Origin of the sequence: Nodosilinea sp. FACHB-131 (genome assembly GCF_014695395.1) — a bacterium.
Taxonomy (GTDB): Bacteria; Cyanobacteriota; Cyanobacteriia; order Phormidesmidales; family Phormidesmidaceae; genus Nodosilinea.
Window position 1 is genome coordinate 15936 of sequence record NZ_JACJOF010000015.1, and the last position, 23166, is coordinate 39101.

A 23166-nucleotide genomic window follows, 5' to 3' on the forward strand; every position below is an offset into this window, starting at 1 on the left:
CTGCATGGCAACGCCGCCCAAAATTGACCACCGCTCCTACGACGACATTGTCCGCCAGACCACGGCTTTGGTACAGAAGCATGTGCCCGGCTGGCAGCCCCAGCCGGCCGACCCGGATGCGGGCACGGCGCTGGTGCGGATCTTTGGGCGCATGGCGGCGTTGGTCAGCGATCGCCTCAACCGCGCCCCCGAAAAAAACTTTCTCGCCTTTCTCGACCTGATTGGCACCCAGCTGCGCCCGCCCCAGCCCGCCCGAGTGCCGCTCACCTTTGAGCTGGCGGTGGGCAGCCCGGTGGAGGCTTACGTGCCCGCCCAAACTCAGGTCGCCGCCCTGCTGCCCGACGGCGAGGAAGCCGTGTTTGAAACCGAACAGGAGCTAGTAGTAACCACCGCCCAGCTAGTGTCAGCCTTGGTCAGTGAGCCGGGGGGCGATCGCTACCGCGACTGCACCCCCCAGGTGACGGGATTGGACGCCAATGCCTTCCCTATGTTTGAGGGCGATCGCCCCGTTGAGCACGCCCTCTATTTTGCCTGTGACCCACTGCTGACGCTTCCCGGGCGCAAAACGGTGACAGTGCAGGTGCGATCGCCGGAGGCCGCCGATCTGTCGCACTTCCCTATCACCTGGTCGGTGTGGAACGGGGCCACCTGGCAGCCGGTGCTGGGCATTGTCGACGGGCTCAGTGTCACCCTAACCGCCGACCAAAAGACAATTCTGATTGGCAAAGGCCGCGCGATCGATACCGACGGCAAGGAGATTGTGCTGGCCAGCGATCAGGAGCTGACGGCAAGCGACACCGACAAAAACCAGATCGTCGTGCTGGCGATCTCGGCGGCGTCGGCTAAGACGACCACGCCCATTCTCAAGCGGGTGGTGCCCGCTGGCACGGCCAACACCACAGCGGCCACGACCATTCAGCTGGCTCGGCTGGCGATCGACAGCGAGGGTCGCATTCGGCCAGCCTTTCAGACCCGACCGGCCGAGGGTGAGACCTGGGAATTCACTCTCACCAAGCAGCTGCCTACCTCCGTCAAACAGACCTTACATGGCCTAGAGGCGGCCTGGCTAAGAGCCGCTCTGCACACTCCGCTACCCGCCGATCAAACCGCTCTGCCCCAGCTGCTTAGCCTCCACCTCAAGGTGGAAATGAGGCACGATAATTTGCCGCCTGCCCTGTGCAGCTTCAATACGGCCAGCCTGGATACCAGCAAAGACTTTTTCCCCTTGGGCGAACAACCTCGCTTTAACGACACGGTTTACATCGCCAGTCAGGAGGTGTTATCTAAGGCCGGGGCGCTGATCACGCTGGCGATCGAGGTCAGCACCCCGCCGCCACTACCCGTCAGCCCGTCGAGCGACCTGGAGCTGGACTGGGAAGTGTGGACGGGGCTGAGGTGGCAAACGGTCAAACTCGCCGATTTCCAAGACACCACCCAAAACTTTACCGTCCGGGGCGAACTGAGCTTTCGGCTGCCCAATACTCTGGCCCAGGTCGAGGTGGGGGGCGAAAATAACTACTGGCTGCGGGGGCGCATCGTGCGGGGTAGCTATCGCACTGAGGCCGCCACCGCCAGCACCTCGCTGCGGAGCCAGGCCGATGCCGGTCAAACCACGCTAGCGGTTCACGACGTTCGCGGTTTCTTTCTCAACGACCCAATTACCGTTTCCAATGCCGCCCAGTACGAATCCCATAAAGTTGCCGCTGTAGTTCAGGAGAAGCATGAGATCACCCTCAAAACCGCTACCGGTTTGTCGAAAGCGTATCCGGCGGGAGCCAGGGTGTTGCTGAATGGGTTTGGCGCCCCCTCCCTCAAATCGCTCACCCTGGGCTACGAATACGCGTCGGCGCTGGTGCCGGCATCGGCCTGCGTGGCGCAAAACGAGTTTACCGCTGCGGCGCTATCGGCGCTGGCGCTGGCGGACAGGGTCGATGCCGGTCAGCGGGTGCTCAAGCTCACCTCAGTAGCCTCGCTGGCGGTGCGGGATCAGCGGTTGAGCGCCTACGCCTATTCCCCCACTTGGCAACAGGTGCTGCTAAGGACTGCCACCTCGGCTGAAATCCGTGATATTTTTGCCGTTGATTTTCAAGCCCAGACCATCACCCTGGTTGAGGATCTGGCGAACAGCTACAACCCTGGCGTTACGGCAGTCATGGTCTGTGCCCAGCTCACGGCTGAGGTACAACAGGGCAGTCATGTCTTGCCAATCCGCAGCGTGGATGGAGTTTCGGTAGGAATGTCTCTCAGCCTGGTGCCGGTGCTGCCCCAACCCTCGGTAGTGGCGATCGAAGCAGAAACCGTGGCGGTTGAGGCGATCGATAGCGATCGCCAGCTGCTTATCCTCACCCAGCCGGTGCAGCGTGACTACCCTAAACTCTCAACCCTAGTTCCCACCTTTCGTCCGTTTGTGCCCAGCGGCGATCGCCACCCTACTCTCTACCTGGGCTTCGACAGACCTCTAGCTAACCGCCTCACCACCCTCTATCTTCAGGTCGAGCCGCCCGCCGTCGGCGATGACATTGACCCCCAGGCCGGAGTCGCGCCAGCCCAACTCACCACAGACTATGCCAGCCCTGTAGGCTGGACGCACCTGGGCCTTCACGATCACACTAAAGGCTTTACCGACCGAGGGCTCATTCAGTTTATGGCCCCCGCAGACCTGCAGCCCCGCACCCGGTTTGGGCAAAGCCGCTACTGGCTGCGGGTGCGCTGGCATGACGGTGTCTTTCCCCTCCGGCCCCAGCTGCGGCGAGTGCTCACCAACACCATGTGGGCCAGCCAGACCACCACCCGAGCGGGCGAAATTTTGGGGTCGAGCAGCGGTGAGCCCCACCAAACCTACGTCACGACGCAGTCGCCTGTGCTGGCCGGGCTGCGGCTGGAGATTCAAGAGGGTAGCCCCCCCGCTGCTGCCGAGCAGGCTGACCTGGAAGCGGCTCTCGGCCCAGGAGCGGTAACGATCGAGCGCAATGAAACGGGGCAGACCACGGCGGTGTGGGTACGCTGGCAACTGGTTACCGACTTTTATCGCTCTACGGCCCGCGATCGCCACTATACCCTCGACTACATCACCGGCACGATTCAGTTTGGCGACGGCCAGGCGGGCCGGGTGCCGCCCCAGGGCCGCAACAATATTCGCCTGCACTACCAAACCGGGGGCGGCAGTGGGGCGGCGTTTTTGCCTCAGACCGTCAACCAGCTCAAGACCACCATTCCCTTTGTGGCCCGCGTCACCAACCTTGAAGCAGGGGGCGGGGGCTCGGCCCAAGAATCGCTGACTGCGTTGCAGGAGCGCGGCCCCAAGCAGCTGCGCCACCGAGGCCGCGCCGTCACCTGCCAAGATTTTGAAGACCTGGCCTTTGAGGCCTCCCCCGATGTGGCGCGAGCCAAGGCGATCGCCCCCACCTTTGACCCCCTCGACGACAATCACTGGCTTGACCCCCGCAGCGTTCCGTCCAAGCAAAAGCTCGCGCCGCACCGCGCCGTGTCCCAGGTTGGCCTAGTGCAGCTCCTGATTGTGCCCTACAGCGCCGCGCGCCATCCTACTCCCAGTCTGGCCCTGCTCGATCGCGTGGCCGACTATCTACAATCGCGCTGTGGAGCGACTCTGAATTTGCAGGTGCTGCGCCCTCAGTGGCAGGAGGTGGTGGTCACCACTACCCTGGTGCCGGTCTCGCTCCAGGGGGCCGATGGGGTGCGATCGCAAGTGCTGCAGCAGCTAGAGGCGTTTTTGCATCCACTGACTGGTGGCCCCAGGGGCATAGGCTGGCCCTGGGGCCGCTTTCCGCAGGAGTCAGACCTGTACGCGGTGATTGCCGCCGTGCCAGGGGTTGATCACGTTCAGTCGCTGACCATTTTCCCTACCCGCCCTACCCTGCCTGCCGATACCCTAGTGTTCTCGGGCCTCCATAGCGTGCAGCTCGCGATGCCGACCCCCGGAGGTGAACCATGACCCTACCCCTGCCCAACCTGGACGATCGTACCTACGCCGACCTGGTGGCCGAGGCGCGATCGCACATCATCCTCGAATACCCCGACTGGACTGACCACAACCCCAGCGACCCCGGCATAGTCGTGATCGAGCTGCTGGCCTGGCTGGCGGAGCTAGCGCTTTACCGCGTCAACCAGCTGCCCGACGCCAACACCGTGGCCTACCTCAAGCTGCTCCGGGGCAAAGACATCGATGGGTCGCTACAGGACAATCCCGCCGCCCTCCAACGAGAAATTCGGCAAGCCTTGACCGACCTGCGGCAGACCTATCGCGCCGTCACCCCCGCCGATTTTGCCACCCTGATTGAGCAGTGGAACCAGACCCAGACTGACCCAGCCCTACAGGTAAAGCGGGTTCACTGCCTGCCGGGCTGCAATCTAGACCGCCCGCCTGCCAAAACGCGAGACGATTCTGCCCATATCAGCCTGGTGGTTTTACCCGACACCGCTGCTGCCCAACCCCAGCCCAGCCCTGACCTGATGGCTCAGCTGCACCAGTGGTTTGCGCCCCGGCAGCTGCTTACGGTTCATCACCACATTGTTGGCCCGCAGTATGTCCCCATTCAGCCGAGCGCCAGTCTGTACCTCGAAGCGGGCGCAGATCCGGTGCGAGTGCGCGATCAGGCCATGACAGAGGTGGAGAATTTCTTTCATCCGCTGGCTTCAAACCAGTACTGGGGTGGCGACGGCTGGCCCTTTGGGCGATCGGTCTATAGCTCTGAGCTCTACGCCCTGCTCGATCGCATTCCCGGGGTGGACTATGTGCAAGCGGTGCGGTTAGACGCAGGGGCTACCGCCATGGATGAAATTGCGATCGCCCCCCATGCCCTGGTCAGCGCCAGCCTCAGCCCCGACAGTTTTACCCTCATGGAGCCGACCGGCGATGAATGGCGAGCCATCTAACCCCAGCGACTACCTCCAATACCTGCCCGCCGCCCTGCAAACCGACCCCATTTTGGGCCAGTTTTTGCTGGCCTTTGAGCAAATTTTAACGGGGTTGCCCACCGCGTCGACAGAGACCAAAATTCTGCTGCCCGAGACCGAAAATCCACCGGGACTAGAGGCCCTGATCGGCCAGCTGCACACATACCTTGACCCGACCCAAACCCCGGCAGAATTTTTGCCCTGGCTGGCCAACTGGGTTGCCCTCAGCCTGCGAGAAGACTGGCCTGAGCAGGTCAAGCGCAGTTTCATTCGCCGTATTGTGCCGCTGTATCAAAAACGGGGCACCAAAGCAGGATTGGTTGAAATGCTTAAGCTCTACCTAGAAAACGATGAAAATGCCCAAGAAAAAATCTCTGTCTATGAATTTGACCCACCCGCCCACTACTTTCAAGTTGAGCTAGAGCTAACCAGTCAAGATCTAGAAGCCTATCGACGCAAAGAGAGAATTGCCCGCGCCATTATCGATCAGGAGAAACCGGCCCACACATTTTATGCCTTGCAGATCAAAATGCCGACCATGCGCCTGATCTCTGAGGACCTCGCGCGCCGTGAGGGCAAAAATCCCCAAAAAACAATGCTCAGAATCACTGCTGACGAAAAATATACTAACAGAACAATTTTAGGTAGCTCGACTCAACCCCCCTCAGTTGGAGACACGTAACGATGGCCGATCAAACTCAACCGCAGCTCCCCGTTGAAAAGCGCCCCAACTACTTTGATGGCCAATATCTCCAAGTCAACGATTTTCAGGAGGAACAGCAGTACCACATCGATCGCCAGCGCCGCCCCTTTCAATACCTACATGTTTCCGGTGTTCTCGACGGTTTGCAGGTCACCTCTGGTGGCAGCAATTTTGCCATCACCCTGGCCCCCGGCAGCGCCATCGATACCTATGGGCAACAGATTCTGCTGCAAAGCACAATGCTGCTTCAATTTAAGCCGCCGCTGCCGAAAAACGAGTCGCTAATCACCAAGGATCTAGCGAAGGATGACCCTGCTTTTACATTTGATTTGCAAGTCCTCAAGCCTGCCACTGGCAGCGTCAACTATTACCTCACTATTGCCTATGGCGAAGATAAAACCGATCGGCAAACAGAGTCGGGTAGCGAACAATTTCGCCGCTGGCACGAACGCCCTACCATCCAGATAGCCGATGAGCTGGCTGTGAACGATCTGCCCCTGGCGAAACTGATGATCACCCCCAACGGGGTAACGATCGATACCAGCGTTTGCCGCTATTCAGGGGTTAAATTTCCTAACCGCGACGGTAGCGAGCTAACGGTGCGATCGCAAGGTAGCCAAGTTCAACTTCAGGGCAGTCTCTACATCACAGGTAATATCGGCATCGGCACGGGTACACCCAGAAGCCAACTGTCGGTCGTCAATGGAGCTGCGATCGGCACCACCTACGCACCCACCCATGTCGCCCCTCCAAACAGCTTGATCATCGAAGGTCGCCTCGGCGTGGGGACCTCCAACCCCCAACATGCCCTGTCTATCCAGGGCGGGGCCATCTCCTTCCACGACCCTACTACTCCACAGCCCTTTGCCCCCGTTGGCATCGACTACGACAAAACGCTCGATACCCTCCGGTTTCGCGCCAATATCGATGGCACAGGCTTACACGCCGACCACCTCACCATCCAGCGCACCACCGGCAATGTCGGCATTGGCACTCCGACCCCTGCCGCCAAACTCGATATCAGCGGCACCGCCGGCATGGTGTTACGAGTTGGTCAGCCCTCGGATAATAACAACAGCACCGCTAGGGTTGACTTGCCAGGTGACATCCAGCTCAGACGGTGGGGCAGCGACGAATATGCTTACCTTCAAACCATAGATGGCAATAAAAGTAACAGCATTGGCTTAGTGATCAGAACCCAAAAGGCGGCTCCAAATGCAATTAGACCTACTGTTACAGATGCACTGACCATCAAACCAGACGGCAGCTTGGGCAACCTTTCTATATCGGGCTCTGTCAATTTTGGTGCCACTGCTCGACAGATGATTACTCTTTGGAATCCAGGCTTTGGCATTGGTATTCAGTCAGGTACCCAATACTTTCGTTCAAACAAAAACTTTGCTTGGTACAAAGGCGGCTCCCATAGTGATGTTGAGTTGGATGCGGGCAGTGGTGTAGCTCAGATGGTCATTAAAGATGGCAACGTTGGCATTGGTACGGCTAGCCCAAATGCTCGATTAGAAATTCCCGGCATAGGGTCTGGAACCCTGTTATCGGTAGGAGCAGATTTGGGTAGCACTGCGGATGTTACGCTGTGTGGCAATATCAAGCTGAGAGAACATGGCGGCACCGGAGTGGCCTATATTCAAGCGATAGACCCTGGTAGTAATCGGAGTATTGGGCTTAAGTTCATCACACAATCTGAAGGTCGATTTCAGAGTGTTGCGACTGAGGCGATGACTCTTGATCCCATAGGAAACCTTAGATTAAACAAGGGAGCAATTTACATTCAAGGAAGATCCGCTCTAGTATTTTCTGAAGGAACAAACGCCGATCTTGATCCGGGTGCTTTTACAGGAATTTTCTCCCCTAGTGGTAGGTTTCTTCTCGCGATGATGAATACTGGGGAAGCTCGCGTCTGGAGAATTCATCAAAGCGGCAATACAATTGCATGGTCTTCTGGTAGACCAGGATAAAGCGATAAAGATCTGGCAAAGCCTAATACATTAAGGCAGTTTTCTCATTTTTTTCAACTAAACCTTATTTAATTCTCGATGCTAAAACACTTGCTCGAACAACGTCTGCAAACCCTGCAAACTGACTTTCAAGCGGGTCAAACCATGCTGGCCGAATTAGAAGCCAAACAGGTCAACCTGCGGGAAACCCTGCTGAGAATGAGCGGTGCCATTCAAGTGCTGCAAGAGTGCTTGCAGGCGAATGAGGAACCTGAAACGAGTACCGAGCCAGAGCCCGTAGTAGATGTCGATGGGATGGGCGATCGAGCGGCTTTAGAAACTTAGTGCTAGTCATAGTCAAGTCGTTTTGCTCAAGACTAGGGCCTGTACCTTCTCCCCTCCACGATGCTTTGACTAACGTGCTGTCCATCGCCGTTAACCCCTTAGCATATGCGGCTAGCCTCGCTTGCCAAAATCGAGCAAAGGACCGTAACGACTTTATCCGTAGTTAGGGAGATCCCGCTTTTCCGTCACCGACGCCGCCATCAAGCCTAAGTGATCCTGCTTCTCTACCTCCAACACGCGATCCCAAGTAGCACTGTGCACATCCCTGCTACCGCGAATAGCGGTAAAGTCATTCGCGTTGGTTGCAAGATCCCATGCCCGTAGGGATTTCATTCCCCTTTGCAAGAGCTAAATTGCTCGGCACTTGAGATGACTGCTTTTCAGCTGTCTCCACACGATTGGATAAGATATCCTAGAAAATTGCACGACCAGACAAAAATTGCTAGAAACCAAGCAGAATAGAGCGTTGGGGTTCAACAGAGGATTAAGGCTTTTGGCGATCGCTTTGGACAAAATATGCTTTACTCGTCGGACAAATTATTCTCGAAGTCACAATTGGGGCGACGGCTTTGGTTGAGTTGGTAGGCGAGGTTGGCCTCCTCTAGCCGTTCTAGATAAAGCAACATAATTCCGAGCGCTTCCCACTAGACAAACGATGCTTGAGATTACATTCCCGTTTAGAAGGGAAGTCGCCGACGTATTATCGCGAGAACAACGCCTTCAAAACACTTGTTCGTTCTTAGTGAGTACGAATGGTCGACACTTCATCCCAAAACATTTTGATTGTCGGCGCGAGGCCAGCCGGGCTATTGCTGGCCCACTATCTCCTGCGGCGGGGCTGTCGTGTGCAGATCTGCGATCGCCGCCCTGAGCCGCGCCAGATTGCCCCTGACCAACAGCGGTCGTTCCCCATTTCTCTGCAATATCGGGGGCGATGTACGCATTTTTCTAGCTCCGCAGCCAGGCGGTCAAATGTGTCGCAGATGTTGCCTCAGTTCTCTCAGTAGCGGGTGGTCGAAGCCCATGCTCTACGAGATCTGTCAGACTATTCCTTTCCGCGCAGCAAAGCATTAGTGCTTGAGTTTTTTCTGCGGCTCACTGTGGGACGCAAGCTCCACCAGTGGTTTCCCCAACGGTTTTCGCCCTTTGTGTTTGACCTCGTTTTAGATACCCATTTGAATTACTCAGAGGTGCTGCACCTCAGCAAGGGGTGGATCAACAGGGTCAAGCGATCGATGGCGGCAACCGCATCAGCGCATGAGGTTACTAGTTGAGGTGATTGGGACGATAATGAAGCCTAGTTATCCACGAAGGCAAGCCTGTGACCTCCGAAAAATCAGACACGCCAGACGCGCCAAAGGCGATTGAGCATCAGAACGTCCCCGTCGAGCATCGCAGTCTCCACGACTTTTTGTATAGCGCTGCTGACGAGCATGCTGCTGAAACAGCTGCCGCCCCACCCACGGCTTCTACCGGCAATAGCCCCCTACCCGTCGCCGACTGGTGTGACCAAACCCAAGATGCCAAAGTCACCGGCGTCTATGCCGTGCTCGATCGCGAGGGTCAGACTCAGTTTATTGGCATCTCTCGCAACGTCTCTCTATCGTTGCGTAGCCATTTGCTCGAAAAAGGGGAGACGGTCTGTGCCCTGGTCACAGTTCAACCCTTTAGCTTTCCAAACCGAGAGGTGATGGCCGCCCTGCGGGATGAATGGATTGCGGCTTTGCCCAGCCCCCCACCCGGCAATGTCGACGGCACTTGGGATGGCACCGTGGGTAAAGCCGTCACCCAAGCCATGTCTGCCGCCGAGCGCGAAGCCTACGAAGCCAAAAAGCTCAAGCTCCGCCGCGCCATGGCCGACAGCTCACTGGCGAAAGAGCAAGATGCAGCCCAAGCTGCTGACCCTAAAGCAGACCTAGCTGCTGCCATGACCGACGACAATTGGAGCGCTCTAATTCGCGATCAAACCGAGCAAACTCAGTCGTAATCCTTTGGGTTCAGCGGTTGTGTAGGTTGGGTGGCGCGCTAGCAGAACCCAACAAAACTCAATCTAGCGAATGAACAAATATAAAAGATGGGGAGCACCCAAAAAGGTGCTCCCCATCTTTATAGCTTACTGAGCATCAAAGGAACTAAAGCATCCCTTGATTCTCTTGGAGTTTTTGCTCAATTAAAGGATCTTGCCAACCCTCTGGCTTCGTACTAGACGAGGGCTCCTCTAAAGACGTCTTTGCCGCTGAAGCTGCGCTACTGGCAGCGTTTTTAGCTTTTTGAGATGTTTGATCGATGGTGTTTTTGATCGCAGGTTTTAGATCATCATTAATTGCTCTTTTGGCAGAATCTGTGACCCCGCGAACGTCTGCTTCGTCAATTTTGCCTTGCACAGACTGAGTTACGCCACGCACGTCTGCTTCGTCAATTTTGCCTTGCACAGACTGGCTTACACCGCGCACATCGGCTTCGTCAATCTTGCCTTGAATAGACTGAGTTACGCCGCGGACATCCGCTTCGTCGATTTTGCCTTGCACAGACTGAGTTACGCCGCGAACGTCTGCTTCGTCAATCTTGCCTTGAATAGATTGACTAACACCGCGGACATCCGCTTCGTTGATTTTCTGCTTTGCAGACTCAGCTAGCCCTTTGACATCGGTTTCATCAATCTTTGCTTTAACGCTACCAAGGGTATCTTCAACCTGATGAGTAACGGTTTCAGCGGCATCCTTAATTGAACCCGCCATATTTTCTACTTGCTGGTCCATGCCTGTAGCGGCTTGATCACCGATAGCTGCACCTGCGATCGCGCCACCTACAGCACCAATGGCTGCGCCCACTTTACCGGCCACCATTCTGCCAACTACCGCGCCTGCAACACTACCTCCGGTTGCGCCAACGGCTTTTGCTACAGTGTGCTCACCGCTCTTATGGTTTTCGGTTTCCTCCGTCTGCTCAGATTGAGCAGCAGGGAAGTCGGAGGCCTGAATTACAATCCTTTCTTCAGGCATTCCAGATGGATGTTGATTACTGCTTGTACTGGTCATAAAGCAAATTCTCCTTAAAAGATAACTTTCACTTATTTCTATCTAGAGCGTATCAATCAAGATCAAGTGATGTATCGCCTCAAGGATGAGTCTTTCTAGAAGCTATCTCAGTCAATGGTTATAGGCTTTTCTACCAATTCAGTCTTCTAATGCTCAAGCAATCCTTCACTGACATTACCAATGGTTCCCGATGTTGATAGGGCAAGGATTCTGAAGGAATTGGGCCAGATGATCCTAAAATCTTAGTGGCTAATAAGCTTTTTTAATGAATTCGGGGTTAATTGGAGCAGAACAAATGTGGTGATGGCTATGGCAGACGATCGCATGCTTAACTCCACTGTTTACCTAGAGCCACAAGTGGGGCGAGTTGATGCCATAGCCGGTTCGAGATCGCGATTCGTGAGTGAGTCAAACGTGACACATGATTTGCCAACCAGTCTCTAAAGCCACTACCCAGTCTGGCGTTGAGTGATCCTGCGTTCTAACTAACCTGCGCTCTCCAATTGCGGCCCTAGAGTCTTGGGTCAACGGGCTCGCTCTCCAAGGCTAAAACTCCAAAAACACATTCGTGAACCTGGCGCAGTGGAGCACAAGCAACAAACCGTTCCAGAGCTTCGATGCCGAGGGCAAACTCTCGCAGCGCCAGCGCTCGCTTCTTAGACAATCCCCGCTGCCGCAGGCGCTCCAGATTTTCGGGAGTAGAGTATTCGGGCCCGTAGATGATGCGCAGGTAGTCTTGACCCCGGCATTTTACCGCTGGTTGCACTAACCCCTTGGGGGAGTGGCTGACAAACTCCATAGGCTTGACCACCATGCCCTCGCCGCCGCTAGCGGTGCGATCGCGCCACCAGTCAACGCTGTTCGACTGGCTCGCGGCATCTTGTAGATCCACCACGTGGTATGGGGTGGCGAGCAGGAGGTCGGGGTCGCTTTGGCAGACTTGGGCAATCTGCTGCATGTGCCAAGCGTGGGTTTTATCAGTGTGCACAGCTCCCTCAGTAGCCAAAATGTGAAAGGGCGCAAGTTTGAGATCGGCAATCGAGGTGACCGGCCAGCAGTAGAGGCGGTAGGCCTCAACATACTGGTGGGCGAGCTGCTGGCGCTGCTGATAGCGGGGCAGCAGCGCACTGACATCGACCCCGCGATCGCTGGCTTGCTGCAACTGAGCTACCGCCTGGGTTAGGGCTTGGCCTGCCGCTGCCCCCACCGCCGCATATTGCTGGCGCAGCAGCCCCTGAGCTTTCACTGACCAGGGCATAAGCTCGCAGTCGAGGCAGACCCAGTCGGTTTGCAACTGCTCCCAAAAGCCGCTGCTCGTCAGGGCAGCATTCATCCGGGCTAGCAGCTCGGCTTCCAGGGCAGGGTCCGTAAAGAAGCGGCGACCGGTGCGGGTATAGCAAATGCCGATGCCTTCATCTAAAACGCCAAAGCGACGGTGGGCTACGGCTTCATCGCGGCAGACGATCACCACCGTGCGTGACCCCATGTGCTTTTCTTCGCAGACGACCGACGTAATGCCCGCCTGCTGATAGTAAGCAAAAGCCTCGGTCGGGTACTCCAGGTAGCCGGGGTTTTTGGCGGTGGCTACGGGAGACATGGTCGGCGGCAGATAGATCAGCCATTTGGGGCTGACGGCAAAACGGCTCATCACCTCCAGGGCGGCGATCGCATTCTCGTCTCGAATGGTGACCTGCCGCTGGAGGCGAGTCGAAATCAGCCGTTTGCCCAGCACGTCGGCAATATCGAGAATGTCATCGTGCTGCTGTTGGGCCGTGAGCGGGGGGGCGGCGATTGCGGTTAGGGGCTTGACGGGTTCGCAGTAGACGCGCTGGGCCGGCACACTGACCAGGGCTTTTTCGGGATAGCGCAGGGCGGTCAGCTGACCGCCAAAAACGCAGCCGGTATCGATGTCGATGGTTTGATTCAGCCACTCAGCGCTGGGAACGGGGGTGTGCCCGTAGACAACTATGGCCTGTCCTCGATATTCTGCGGCCCAGTTGTAGCGGACGGGTAAGCCAAATTCATCAATTTCGCCCGTGGTTTCCCCGTAGAGGGCAAACTCTCGCACATAGCCCGAGCCGCGCCCCTGCAGCTCAGCCTTCATGCCGGCATGGGCAACCACAAGCTTGCCGTCGTCGAGCACCAAATGGCTGATCAGCGCGTCTAAAAACTGGCGCATGGCCGCGATCGCCTCATCGCGGCTGTCAGCGGGCAGGGCGTCAATCTCTGCCAGGGTTTGCTCCAGGCCGTGGTTGACGGTGACATTTTTCCCCTTCAGCTTGCGCAACAGTTTCATGTCGTGGTTGCCCGGTACGCAGAGAGCCGTGTCGGCGACGACCATATTGCGCACCAGCCGCAGGGCATCCAGGCTGCGCGGCCCGCGATCGACCAGGTCGCCCAGGAAGACGGCCTTGCGCCCCTCGGGATGGCGGTAGGTGGGAAACTGCCAGAAGGGCGAATCGGTGGTCTCAGTCTCACCCGCCTGATAACCAAGCGTGTTGAGAAGCTGCTCCAGCTCATCGCAGCAGCCGTGCACATCGCCGATGATGTCAAACGGGCCTCGCTCGGCTTTGCGGTTTGTCCAGAGGGGCTGCCGCTCGATGGCTACTGAGTCAATATCCTCTAGGGAGTTCAGCTCATAGATATGGCGAAACCCTTCTCGCTTCAGCGATCGCAGCGATCGCCGCAAATTTTGCACATGGCGCTGCACCACGTAGGCACCAAACTGCCGGTCAGGGCGCTGCTGATTGCGATCGCGGCACACCTGCTCGGGCAAATTCAACACGATGGCAACGGGAATGCAGTGATACTGCCGCGCCAGGGCAATTAAAGGCCTGCGGTCCTGGGGCTGCACATTGGTGGCATCTACTACGGTTAGACGACCGGCGGCCAGCCGTTTGGCGGCAATGTAATGCAGCACCTCAAAGGCATCGCGAGTGGCGGCCTGATTAGTTTCATCGTCTGAGACCAGCCCTCGAAACGTGTCGGAAGACAAAACTTCTGTAGCCAAAAAGTGGCGGCGGGCAAAGGTCGATTTTCCAGACCCCGATGCCCCCACCAACACTACCAGCGCCAGTTCAGGAATTGTGATTTTCATCGCTCAAAGACTCCCATCTGTGTTGGAGTGCCCACGACGGGGTCTTCTGCACCAATGCCGTGGAACTGTACTCTGTACTCAAACCGCTCGGCTACCTGGGTGGCCCAGCCCTGAAATTCTGCCCTTGTCCACTCAAAGCGGTGATCTGAGTGACGTAGAGTGCCAGCGGGCAGGCCGGCAAACCGGGAGTTGTACTCAACGTTGGGCGTCGTGATAATCACCGCCTGGGGGCGAGCAAACTCAAACAGCACCCGTTCTAACGAGGCCAGGCGATCGGGGTCGAGATGCTCAATCACCTCGACAACGGTGGCCGCATCGAAGCCGCTCAACCGTTCGTCACGGTAGGTGAGCGAACCCTGAAACAGGTTCAGGCGCGATCGCTGCATGGGCGAAAGAAAGCTTCGCTCTAGTCGTTCCTGGGCGCGTTCGAGGGCTCGATGGGAGACATCAACTCCAGCAATGTGCTCAAAGCTAGGGTCTTTGAGCAGCGATCGCAGCAGCTTGCCCTCGCCACAGCCCAGATCGACCACCCGTTTGGCGCCGCTCGCCTTGAGGGTTGCTACCACCGCCGCCAGGCGCTGTTGATTGAGGCTGATTGGCTGTTCCAGCGTTTCTTCTGTCTGGGCCTGACTTGTCTCTGGGGCATCGGGGTCAGGGCTATTGCCATCGCTCAGCTGCTCCAGCGCCAGCCGGGTGAGCTGACGCTGCTGCTTGAGATAGCGTCGGGCAATGGTTTCGCGCGCTGGATGATGGTTGAGCCAGCCGCTACCGTGGCGCAGCAGCTTTTCAACTTCCTCGTCGCCGACCCAATAGTGCTTGTCGTCATCTAGCACCGGAATCAGCACGTAGAGATGACTCAACAGATCGGCCAGGCGCACGGTGTGATGCAGGGTCACCGCAAAGTACGGGCTATTTCCCCAATCAGCAAACTGATCATCCAGCGGTAGCGGCTCGGCTATAACCCCATAGCCCAAGGGTTCAAACAACTGCCGCAGCAAAGCCTCGCCGCCGCGACAGGGCAACACCGGCAGGCCAATGGTCAGCGGAATGGCTGTTTCGACCAGTTCTGGGCGTTGGGCACAGTGCCCAGCCAGAGCGGTGCCAAATACCTTGGCGATCGCCACGCTCAAAAACGAGGAGGCCACATAGGGGCGATCGTTGACGTACTGCTCTAGCGATGTTGACTGGCCCCGCACCAGCGTCACCGGGTCGATGTCTAGCATTAAAGCGGCGGTGCACCGCTCTGCGCTTGCCTCTGGGTAGAAAACAAACGCCTGGCCAAAAGACATTGGAAAAGCCTGGCAGCGATCGGGATGTTTGTGGAGCAGATAGCCCAAATCGGTAGCAGGCGCATGGGTTGTCGTTAGGGTTAGCAGCATTAATGGTTTCTTAAAGGAATCGCGGGCGATCGCGTTTCAAAACAACACAGACCAGAGCAACACTCTCCAGCCCAAGATAGCGCTGCAATCGGCTCTAGCCCGAGATTGTCAATTAACTTAGCCCTGGCCTTAACACTCAAAAAGTGTTGATGTAGCGTAGGTTGGGTTGAAACGAAGTGGAACCCAACAAAGCCTACTGCTGTTGGGTTCCACCCTGTTCTACCGGATCACGTTTAACTGCGGCTAGCCGAGCTGCCGGTAGCGCAGCAGGTAGCTAAACACCTCGCCCTGATCTGGAGTAATCAAAATTCCCGATGCGGGGATGGTGAGCAGCTGGCTCCAAGTGGCCTGCTCGGCGTAGGTGAGCACATGCAGAGTATGGATGGTAGAGCGCACCCCTTCGGGAGAGCCAATCACCAGATGGCGCAATCGCTCGCGCCCTGGCTGGGCAGTGGGGTTAGCAAGCTGCAAGGCATTAGCGGGAGAGGCACTTTCAAAGCGCCCCTCCCTTGGGTTGATAAAACACACCATATCAGTGGGATTCCTTTCGAGACGACGGGAAGGAATCCCAAAAACTTGGCCGCCCCAGACATGTTGCAGTTCAGGACGGCCAGGTAAAATCACCTTAGCCTCGTCGACAGCTACCACCTGTCGACGAGGTTAGCCGCTGGTTGGTGTCCCCACACCTTCCAGTGGCGCTTGACCAAATTTTTGGGAAGCCAGGCTGCCCGCAGACAACCTTAGCTCCACAGATTACCCCATCCGCGAGCCGGACGCAAGTAATATTAATTAGATTGCAATCTAGTCCACTGCCGAGGTGGTAGAGAGCACCCGCCGCTGGGTGGTTCGGCGAGAGCCACCGGCCATTTCATACTCGGGGCTGCGACGACCATACTTAGCGGCCACCGCCGCCAGCATGCGCTCGGTTAGTTCAGAGAGGGCGGCTTCTTCGAGCAGCAGGTCGTTATAGACCTGGTCTACGTTAGAGAGCAGCCGGTTGTAGGTGGCAATTCTTTCGCGCACCCGCTCAATACTGTTGTTAAATTCCTGCACCGACATGCCGTGGCCCAGGTTGAGATCGGATGCGATCGCAGCCATGCTGGCCGCGCGCCGTTCGGCTTTTACGACTACTTGAGAACTACGCTTTTTGCGTGCCATGGTGATACCCCCTTAGGTAGCTGGTGAATGGTGTTGGTATGGCCGCCAACTCTTCTAAGGTATTCATTAGAAATGGGCAGATATCACCGTGAGACTGTTGAATTTTTAGTACTTTTTTTCACAGTTTTATCACCATTGCTTTCAGTAGCTTTACGGCCAAAGATCCTCTTTTGTAGGGGTGTAGGCAAAGCCAAGCTAGAGGTTTTATGGAGGGTAGGCTGCTCGGGTGAAAGCCATGGTAGCTCGGCAGCAGACATAGATTGAAAACGCTTATACCCTCGTTGCAAAGGCATAAAGCATCGATAGATCGCATAAAGCACCGATTGCAGTCGCTTATACGTTTGTAGCAAAGCTATAAAGCAACGCTGAAACCCTTTGAGGATTGATAATTCGCGTTTATAGTTGAGTTGCTTAGATATAAGCTGTTGCTGCAATGCTTTAATGCGGAGCAAGTCTAGCTTGAGCTTGGGCAGCAATAGGCAAAAGGTCTCGGCGTAGTCGGCATGGCAAATAAGGTAAGCAGGTATGGCATTGCTCGAAAGTGCGATCGGCGGAATTGCAGCAACAGTGATCGAAACTGCCATCAAAACAGGTGGAGCCGTTGCTAGCCAAATCAAAGGAGCCTACAACGAAACTCAAGCCAAGCAAAGAGCCCTTGAAGCTGCGCAAAACTATGTGCAGCGCTACAACCAACGCCATTGCCAGGTCAAGGTCTTGCCAGGGCTGATGAAAGAGCCACTACCGCTTGAAGACATCTACACCGCTGTCAAACTGCTCGACGACCAAAGCATTCGTTACTTTGCTGGGCTAAATGACTTAGAAGAAAATTACCGAACCAAGGGCAAGCGAAGTTTCTGGTTTGGAGAACCTCCAAGGCAAGATGGCATACAGATTGCCAATGCTGAGCAATACCTGATGGTGCTCGGTGGCCCTGGCATTGGCAAATCAACCTTTCTGCGCAAAATTGGCCTGGAAGCACTGCGCAAGAATGGGCAAATTCAGCGCGCGTGTATTCCAGTGCTGATTGATCTAAAAGAATTGCGGGATGAAGCCATTGACCTCAAACAAAAGATCGCCACCGAGTTTGCTACTTGTGGCTTCCCAGAGGCAGAAGCGTTCACCGAAGCCTCACTGGCCCAAGGCAAGCTGCTAGTGTTGCTTGATGGGCTAGACGAAGTGCCTACCCAAAACCTTAACCGCGTGGTTGAGCACATTGAGAAGTTTGTGGATGCCCACAGCAGCAATGCCTTTGTGGCCTCTTGCCGCATTGCTGCATATCGCGGTAGTCACGGCACCTGCTTTAAACGCTTTACCGATGTCACCCTGGCCGAGTTTGACGATGAGCAAATTGAGCAATTTATTCACCGCTGGTTTCGCTCAGACCTTGATCTAGAGAGCAGCACCGCCGACAAATATTGGCAGCTGCTGCAAAAAGATGAAAACAGGGCCACTAAAGAGCTAGCCCAAACCCCTTTACTGCTGACCTTTTTGTGCCTGGTGTACGACCGGCAGCAAATGTTGCCCACCCAGCGCAGTGCTCTCTATGGCAAAGCCCTCGACATTTTGTTGTCTGAGTGGTCAGCTCAAAAGCGACTAGAGCAAGACCCTATTTACGAAGGCTTTCACCCGGACTTAGAAAAAGTGCTGCTGGCCCAAATTGCCTACGACAGTTTTGAGCAAGACCAGCTTTTCTTTCTCAAAGACGACATTATCCGACGCATTAGCGAGTTTTTAGCAGATACCCTTGATGCTCCCAAACATCTCGATGGAGCTTCTGTGCTGCGAGCCATCGAGCGCCAGCAGGGTATTTTGGTCGAGCGGGCAACCGATATCTACTCGTTTTCTCACCTGACGCTGCAAGAATATCTCACCGCTTTTCACATTAAAGAAGAGGGGCTAGAGACTAAGCTGGTTGCCCGCCATCCGACCGATGAACGCTGGCGAGAGGTGTTTTTGCTAGTAGCTGGGCTTATGGGGAACAAAGCCATTGAGTTCTTAACAGCCATTGGAGCAAAAGCTCAAAAATATATTGAGATACATCCAAATCTAGTCGCGTTTATTCAATGGGCTAATACCAGCACCGTAGATTCAAAAGAACAGTTTAACCCCATCGCTAAACGAGCAACTGCCATCGTTATTGCCAGCGCCAACGCTAGAGACAGGGTTAGTGCTAGACACAGCGCCATTGCCATTGCCATTGCCAGCGCCAGTGCCAGCGCCAGTGCCATCGCCAGAGATATTGCCAGCGCTATTGCCAGTGCCATCATCATCGCTAGAGACAGCGCCAGAGACATTGACAGAGATATTGACAGAGCCATCGCCAGCGCTAGAGACATTGACAGAGCCATCGCCAGCGCTAGAGACATTACCAGCGCCAGAGACAGCGCCATCGCCAGCGCCATCGCCAGCGCCAGCTTTTTCGTTGCAATATTCAGCAATCCTAAATTTGCAGAACTGCCCAACCAGCTAGAACGTATGGCTAAAACCGTACCTAACAACCACGCATCCAGTGAAGCCTGGCGAAACTGGGCTGATGAGCTTGAAGCCCTGTGGTTAAATGCTCTGAACCTTACCCAAGAAGATTTGACATTTAGCTTGGCAGAGGTAAAAGCCCTGCGAGATTATCTCTACACCACAGAGCTTTTACTTAAATGCAAAGATGCTGCTATTCGCATACCTAAGCAAGCTTGGGCCGAGTTAGAAGATCGCTTGCTCACTTACCGCAGCTAACACAATTAACGCACCAGTAAAATTGAAGCACTATGCCCTCTGGTGAACTCTATGGCTGAGACCAAAGTTGTCAGCATTATGCGCAATTGTCATTGCGAGTCTAGTCGGCGCTGATACGTCGGATGGTGCCGGAACCAATAGCAAAACTGAGGAAATTGAATTAGAAAAAGGAAGATGATGGGGTTCCACAATGAGCAGGTGCAGCTCTGATTTCTGAATCTTTCTAATTGAGCATGTTGTCCATGGACCCAACTGTCTCAGTGCTTGACCATCGGGAGATGAATCCAACGGAAGGATTGCTGCCCCAACCAGCAGTATTAACCAGCTCCGGCTGGGACCGCATTCACCTGGAGCTGTATCAGCAGCCGAAGTTTTGTATCGCAGACCATCAGCACACCCTGCACGCGATCGCCCTAGGCTTCCCCGATTCATCAGGTCAGATGGCCACTGGGTATCGCTGGCTAGACGGCCAGCGCCACCGAGAAAATCGCCCCCCAGGCGGCATTGCGGTGATTCCAGCCGGCATTACCCACCGCTGTAGCTGGGATAGCGCGGCACAATTCATGGTGCTGGCGCTGGAGCCAAACCTGCTGCAACAAATGGGGCAGGACTGGGTAAAGGCCGATCGCATTGAGCTGAGGCCGCAGTTTATGGAGACCAGCGATGGGTTGATTGCCACAATATTATCGACCCTAAAAACCGAGGCCGAGTTGGGTGGTCTAGGTAGCCCACTGCTAGTAGATAGCCTCAAAACGACCTTAGCCATTCATCTGCTGCGCCACTACTGCACCACACAACCTCGACTGGACAGCTTTACCGGAGGGCTATCGCAGGCCCAGCGAAATCAGATTAAGGCCTATGTTGACGCCCACCTGCACCAGGAGCTGACGCTGGTAGAGCTAGCTGCGATCGCCCGCCTGAGCCCGGCCTACTTTGCCCGCCTGTTCAAGCACAGCGAAGGCATCACTCCACACCAATACATTCTGCAACGGCGGGTTGAACGCGCCCAGTTTTGGCTACGGCACAGCTCCCTAGGCCTGGCCGAGATCGCCGCCAGGGTTGGCTTTTGCGATCAAAGCCATCTGACTCGCTGGTTCAAACGCCTGACCGGAGCTACCCCCACCCAGTTTCGCCAACGTTGATCGCAAGAATGTCCTAAAGGTTCACCGCTTTGTTCTAGAGCCTGGCCCAGCCAACTTTCTAAGCTGGCCATAACGCTTTCTAGAGAACCACTATGCCAGTCGAACAAGCTGATATCACCGTGATCACCCCCGATGGCGACATGCCCGCTTTTTTGTGCAAACCAGCGCGATCGGGTCGTTTCCCCGCTGTTTTGCTGCTGATGGAAGGCTTTGGCTTAACGGCCCATATTCGCGAAGTGGCGACCCGCATCGCGCAGGAAGGCTATGTGGTGCTGGCCCCAGATCTGTACTATCGCGAATCGACCGACCATACCTTTGGCTACGACCAGGTTGACGCCGCTATGGCGTTGATGTGGCAGCTCGATTTTGGCCAGCCGGTTGAGAATGATCTCAAAGCCGCGATCGCCGCTCTCAAATCGCGCCCCGATGTCGACCGCATTGGCGTCACCGGATTTTGCCTGGGGGGAGGGCTGAGCTTTCTCGCCGCCTGTCGCTTTTCAGCCGATATTGCCGCCGCTGCCCCGTTTTACGGCATGGTGCTGGATGAGTGGATCGACGCGGTGCAGGACATTACTGTGCCGATGCTGTTGTTTTTTGGTGGCCAAGATCCGTTTATTGACGGCGATCGCGTGCGGCAAATCGAAACTCGGTTTCAGCAGCTCGGCAAAACCTACACCCTACAGCTGTATCCAGACGCCAGTCACGGATTTTTTTGCCATGAGCGCGAGTCCTACCATCCCGCCGCCGCCGAGCACGCCTGGCAAACACTAATGGACTTTTTTCAGCAGCACTTAAAGCCGTCGCTATGTTCTAACCAAAGTGGCCTGATCTCACTGTTGTAGAGCCTCGATTTCAACAGTATCGGCGTAGCGCTTTTGATAGCTCACCGACAGATTGCGGTAGGCGCGCGATCGCATCGCCAGCACCGTTATCACCAGCCCCACGCAGCCCGTCAACGTAAACAACAGAGCAATGCCGCGATCGGTGCCAGTGCCAAACCAGGAGCCAATTAGATCAACCCCGGCCCCGGTAGTCATAAAGGGAATGAACAGAAACTGGGCGATCGGGCCAATCATAAATGCCGTGAGCGGTGAGGCCGCCTGCTCAATACTTTGGGCAAAGCCAAACACCCGTCCCTGGCGCTCCAGCGGAATCATCGTTTGCAAAATCAGTTGTTCCGAAGCTTCAACCACAGGAATCAGGCACAGGTATACAAATAAACCCACCCCCAGCAAAACAATCGACGGCTGGATCGTGAAACCCATCGCCACTATCCACATCACAATATTGGATAGAAACATGGTTCGCAGCGGGCTTTTGCCCAAGCCAAACCGGGCGACCACCAACCCGCCGACAATAAACCCTAAACTCAAGACCCCCCACACAATGCCCCAAACCTGCACCGACACCAGCGATAGCCCATAGGCATCCATCAGCGACATAAAGACGCCGCCCAAAAAATTGTTGAAGCAGTTAAAAAAGATCAGCGCAAACAACCCCGGCACCAGACGAATCACCTGAATCGTGCCGCGAATATCAATGTGATTAGGTTTCGCTCCAGTCTGGATAATTCGCTGTTCAGGAATAGCGATGGTGCACAAATGAAGAATAGTCAGGACGCTGAGCGCGATCGCAATCACCAGCATCCAATACATACCCAAAAACCCGATCGCCAGCCCGCTCATAACCGAAGCCGCCAAAAAAGCGACCCCATTAACGGTGCCCACCAGGCCATTGGCCCGGTCGCGTTCCGCTTCAGGAATCAGCACCGTTACTAGAGTTGGCAGGGCGATGGTGCGCAGGTTGCCGGCGATCGCCCCCATCAGCGCCAAAATAATAAATCCCCAGAGAACGGCGCTAGACGCATCGGCAAAAACAGCCGCTGGCATAGACATATAAATTAGGTAGGCAAGGACATACATCACCAGCGAACCAGCGCTAGAAATCAGCAGGGCTGTTTTTTTGCGGTAGCGATCGACCAGCGACCCCAAGAAAAAGCCAGAAACAGCGACGGTGACCAGGTAGATGCCAGCCATCACCGAGGTCGCCAGCACCGACTGAGTTTGCAGGTAAACCCAAAACGTAATCCCAAACCAGACCAAGGTATTGGTTAGGATCGCCACCAATGAGTTCGCCAAAATGACATAGAAAACGGGTTTCATTTAATCTTTTTCACACCACCTACGATTTAAGTTATGTCAGTCAGGGCTATACCTAAGTCTGACTCGAATCAGACAAGGAGTGAGACAAACGATCCTTGCCCAAGAGCATTGAAGCAATCAACCTAGGTTTGGCATCAAACTGCTCCTGACCTGGTTTTTGCGTATCTACCAAAGCATCAATAACAGATTTGTAGTATACATACTACAACACAGGGCGGCAAGTTCCCTCGCCCTTAAGCGAAGGCTGAAAAGGTGTTAAAGTCCATCTCCAATCCTGGGAGAGGGATTTAGGGAGAGGGAAAACCTCGACGTAGAGCAAGTTTCTCCCCTGCCAACTCTACCCTCCATCCCCCAACCCCTTCCTCCCAAGCTGGGAGGAAGGGGAGCCCAAGATTACCCGCGCGGGTAATTAGCAACGCCCCTCCGCAGCACCTAGGATTCGGTTATGAAATGCCTACAGGGAAACGCATCATTCCCTGCTTGAGGGCGACCTGGCCCAGCATTTCTGCATCTACAACCCTAGCCACCCAAAGGCTTTCAACC

The 23166-nt window shown here is 55.6% G+C and carries 17 protein-coding genes; 11 read left to right on the forward strand and 6 right to left on the reverse strand.

Translation table 11 applies throughout. From position 1 onward, the window contains the following. Positions 1-4 precede the first annotated feature (4 nt). The 8 genes from H6F75_RS09880 to H6F75_RS09915 all read left to right on the forward strand — a co-directional run bounded on the left by H6F75_RS09880 (position 5) and on the right by H6F75_RS09915 (position 9904). Positions 5-3952: a putative baseplate assembly protein gene (locus H6F75_RS09880; RefSeq protein WP_190751666.1), complete on the forward strand. Its 3948-nt coding sequence runs from the start codon at positions 5-7 to the stop codon at positions 3950-3952. Further along, positions 3949-4893 carry a baseplate protein J gene (locus H6F75_RS09885; protein ID WP_190751668.1) on the forward strand — a complete coding sequence of 315 codons (945 nt, stop codon included), beginning with the start codon at positions 3949-3951 and terminating at the stop codon, positions 4891-4893. Before H6F75_RS09880 ends, H6F75_RS09885 begins: the two co-directional genes overlap by 4 nt. Beyond that, positions 4874-5596, forward strand: coding sequence for a phage tail protein I (locus H6F75_RS09890; RefSeq protein ID WP_190751670.1), 723 nt, complete (start codon positions 4874-4876; stop codon positions 5594-5596). The genes H6F75_RS09885 and H6F75_RS09890 overlap by 20 nt, the downstream gene beginning before the upstream one ends. A 2-nt stretch (positions 5597-5598) precedes the next feature. Then, positions 5599-7593 carry a hypothetical protein gene (locus H6F75_RS09895; protein WP_190751672.1) on the forward strand — a complete coding sequence of 665 codons (1995 nt, stop codon included), beginning with the start codon at positions 5599-5601 and terminating at the stop codon, positions 7591-7593. A 78-nt stretch (positions 7594-7671) separates the two neighbouring features. Next, positions 7672-7917 carry a hypothetical protein gene (locus H6F75_RS09900; RefSeq protein ID WP_190751674.1) on the forward strand — a complete coding sequence of 82 codons (246 nt, stop codon included), beginning with the start codon at positions 7672-7674 and terminating at the stop codon, positions 7915-7917. A gap of 752 nt (positions 7918-8669) precedes the next feature. Next, entirely contained in the window at positions 8670-8924 is a 255-nt protein-coding gene (locus H6F75_RS09905) for an FAD-dependent monooxygenase (RefSeq protein ID WP_190751676.1), read from the forward strand. Positions 8925-8927: 3 nt separating this feature from the next. Next, a complete protein-coding gene (locus tag H6F75_RS09910; protein ID WP_190751678.1) occupies positions 8928-9191 on the forward strand; it encodes a hypothetical protein in 264 nt (87 codons plus the stop codon). 47 nt (positions 9192-9238) lie between these two features. Further along, positions 9239-9904, forward strand: a complete 666-nt coding sequence (locus tag H6F75_RS09915; protein WP_242019859.1) for a GIY-YIG nuclease family protein — start codon at positions 9239-9241, stop codon at positions 9902-9904. Positions 9905-10049: 145 nt separating this feature from the next. On the opposite strand, the gene H6F75_RS09920 is transcribed toward H6F75_RS09915, so the two are convergent. From H6F75_RS09920 to H6F75_RS09940, 5 genes are all read right to left on the reverse strand, one after another. After that, positions 10050-10955, reverse strand: a complete 906-nt coding sequence (locus H6F75_RS09920; protein ID WP_199303857.1) for a glycine zipper domain-containing protein — start codon at positions 10953-10955, stop codon at positions 10050-10052. Positions 10956-11466: 511 nt separating this feature from the next. Then, a complete protein-coding gene (locus H6F75_RS09925; protein WP_190751680.1) occupies positions 11467-14052 on the reverse strand; it encodes a polynucleotide kinase-phosphatase in 2586 nt (861 codons plus the stop codon). Beyond that, positions 14049-15431, reverse strand: coding sequence for a 3' terminal RNA ribose 2'-O-methyltransferase Hen1 (locus tag H6F75_RS09930; RefSeq protein WP_190751682.1), 1383 nt, complete (start codon positions 15429-15431; stop codon positions 14049-14051). The genes H6F75_RS09925 and H6F75_RS09930 overlap by 4 nt, the downstream gene beginning before the upstream one ends. Before the next feature lie 243 nt (positions 15432-15674). Beyond that, positions 15675-15962: a hypothetical protein gene (locus H6F75_RS09935; RefSeq protein WP_190751769.1), complete on the reverse strand. Its 288-nt coding sequence runs from the start codon at positions 15960-15962 to the stop codon at positions 15675-15677. Between the two features lie 270 nt (positions 15963-16232). Continuing rightward, on the reverse strand, positions 16233-16589 hold the full coding sequence (locus H6F75_RS09940; protein ID WP_190751684.1) for a hypothetical protein: 357 nt from the start codon (positions 16587-16589) through the stop codon (positions 16233-16235). A gap of 525 nt (positions 16590-17114) precedes the next feature. On the opposite strand from H6F75_RS09940, the gene H6F75_RS09945 reads away from it, so the two are divergent. The 3 genes from H6F75_RS09945 (at position 17115) to H6F75_RS09955 (ending at position 21303) form a co-directional block, all read left to right on the forward strand. Beyond that, positions 17115-19319 carry an NACHT domain-containing protein gene (locus H6F75_RS09945; protein WP_190751686.1) on the forward strand — a complete coding sequence of 735 codons (2205 nt, stop codon included), beginning with the start codon at positions 17115-17117 and terminating at the stop codon, positions 19317-19319. A 242-nt stretch (positions 19320-19561) separates the two neighbouring features. Further along, complete coding sequence (locus H6F75_RS09950; RefSeq protein ID WP_242019861.1) at positions 19562-20461, forward strand: AraC family transcriptional regulator; 900 nt, start codon at positions 19562-19564, stop codon at positions 20459-20461. A gap of 92 nt (positions 20462-20553) precedes the next feature. Beyond that, a complete protein-coding gene (locus H6F75_RS09955; RefSeq protein WP_190751691.1) occupies positions 20554-21303 on the forward strand; it encodes a dienelactone hydrolase family protein in 750 nt (249 codons plus the stop codon). Here H6F75_RS09955 and H6F75_RS09960 read toward each other — a convergent pair. After that, entirely contained in the window at positions 21292-22623 is a 1332-nt protein-coding gene (locus H6F75_RS09960; RefSeq protein ID WP_190751693.1) for an MFS transporter, read from the reverse strand. The genes H6F75_RS09955 and H6F75_RS09960 overlap by 12 nt on opposite strands. Between the last annotated feature and the right edge of the window lie 543 nt (positions 22624-23166).

Coding starts and splice junctions, on each gene's coding strand:
- H6F75_RS09960 (WP_190751693.1), bottom strand. CDS start 22,623: ATGAAACCCGTTTTCTATGTCATTTTGGCGAACTCATTGGTGGCGATC.
- H6F75_RS09935 (WP_190751769.1), bottom strand. CDS start 15,962: ATGGTGTGTTTTATCAACCCAAGGGAGGGGCGCTTTGAAAGTGCCTCT.
- H6F75_RS09920 (WP_199303857.1), bottom strand. CDS start 10,955: ATGACCAGTACAAGCAGTAATCAACATCCATCTGGAATGCCTGAAGAA.
- H6F75_RS09880 (WP_190751666.1), top strand. CDS start 5: ATGGCAACGCCGCCCAAAATTGACCACCGCTCCTACGACGACATTGTC.
- H6F75_RS09900 (WP_190751674.1), top strand. CDS start 7,672: ATGCTAAAACACTTGCTCGAACAACGTCTGCAAACCCTGCAAACTGAC.
- H6F75_RS09930 (WP_190751682.1), bottom strand. CDS start 15,431: ATGCTGCTAACCCTAACGACAACCCATGCGCCTGCTACCGATTTGGGC.
- H6F75_RS09945 (WP_190751686.1), top strand. CDS start 17,115: ATGGCATTGCTCGAAAGTGCGATCGGCGGAATTGCAGCAACAGTGATC.
- H6F75_RS09925 (WP_190751680.1), bottom strand. CDS start 14,052: ATGAAAATCACAATTCCTGAACTGGCGCTGGTAGTGTTGGTGGGGGCA.
- H6F75_RS09950 (WP_242019861.1), top strand. CDS start 19,562: ATGGACCCAACTGTCTCAGTGCTTGACCATCGGGAGATGAATCCAACG.
- H6F75_RS09895 (WP_190751672.1), top strand. CDS start 5,599: ATGGCCGATCAAACTCAACCGCAGCTCCCCGTTGAAAAGCGCCCCAAC.
- H6F75_RS09885 (WP_190751668.1), top strand. CDS start 3,949: ATGACCCTACCCCTGCCCAACCTGGACGATCGTACCTACGCCGACCTG.
- H6F75_RS09890 (WP_190751670.1), top strand. CDS start 4,874: ATGAATGGCGAGCCATCTAACCCCAGCGACTACCTCCAATACCTGCCC.
- H6F75_RS09905 (WP_190751676.1), top strand. CDS start 8,670: ATGGTCGACACTTCATCCCAAAACATTTTGATTGTCGGCGCGAGGCCA.
- H6F75_RS09940 (WP_190751684.1), bottom strand. CDS start 16,589: ATGGCACGCAAAAAGCGTAGTTCTCAAGTAGTCGTAAAAGCCGAACGG.
- H6F75_RS09955 (WP_190751691.1), top strand. CDS start 20,554: ATGCCAGTCGAACAAGCTGATATCACCGTGATCACCCCCGATGGCGAC.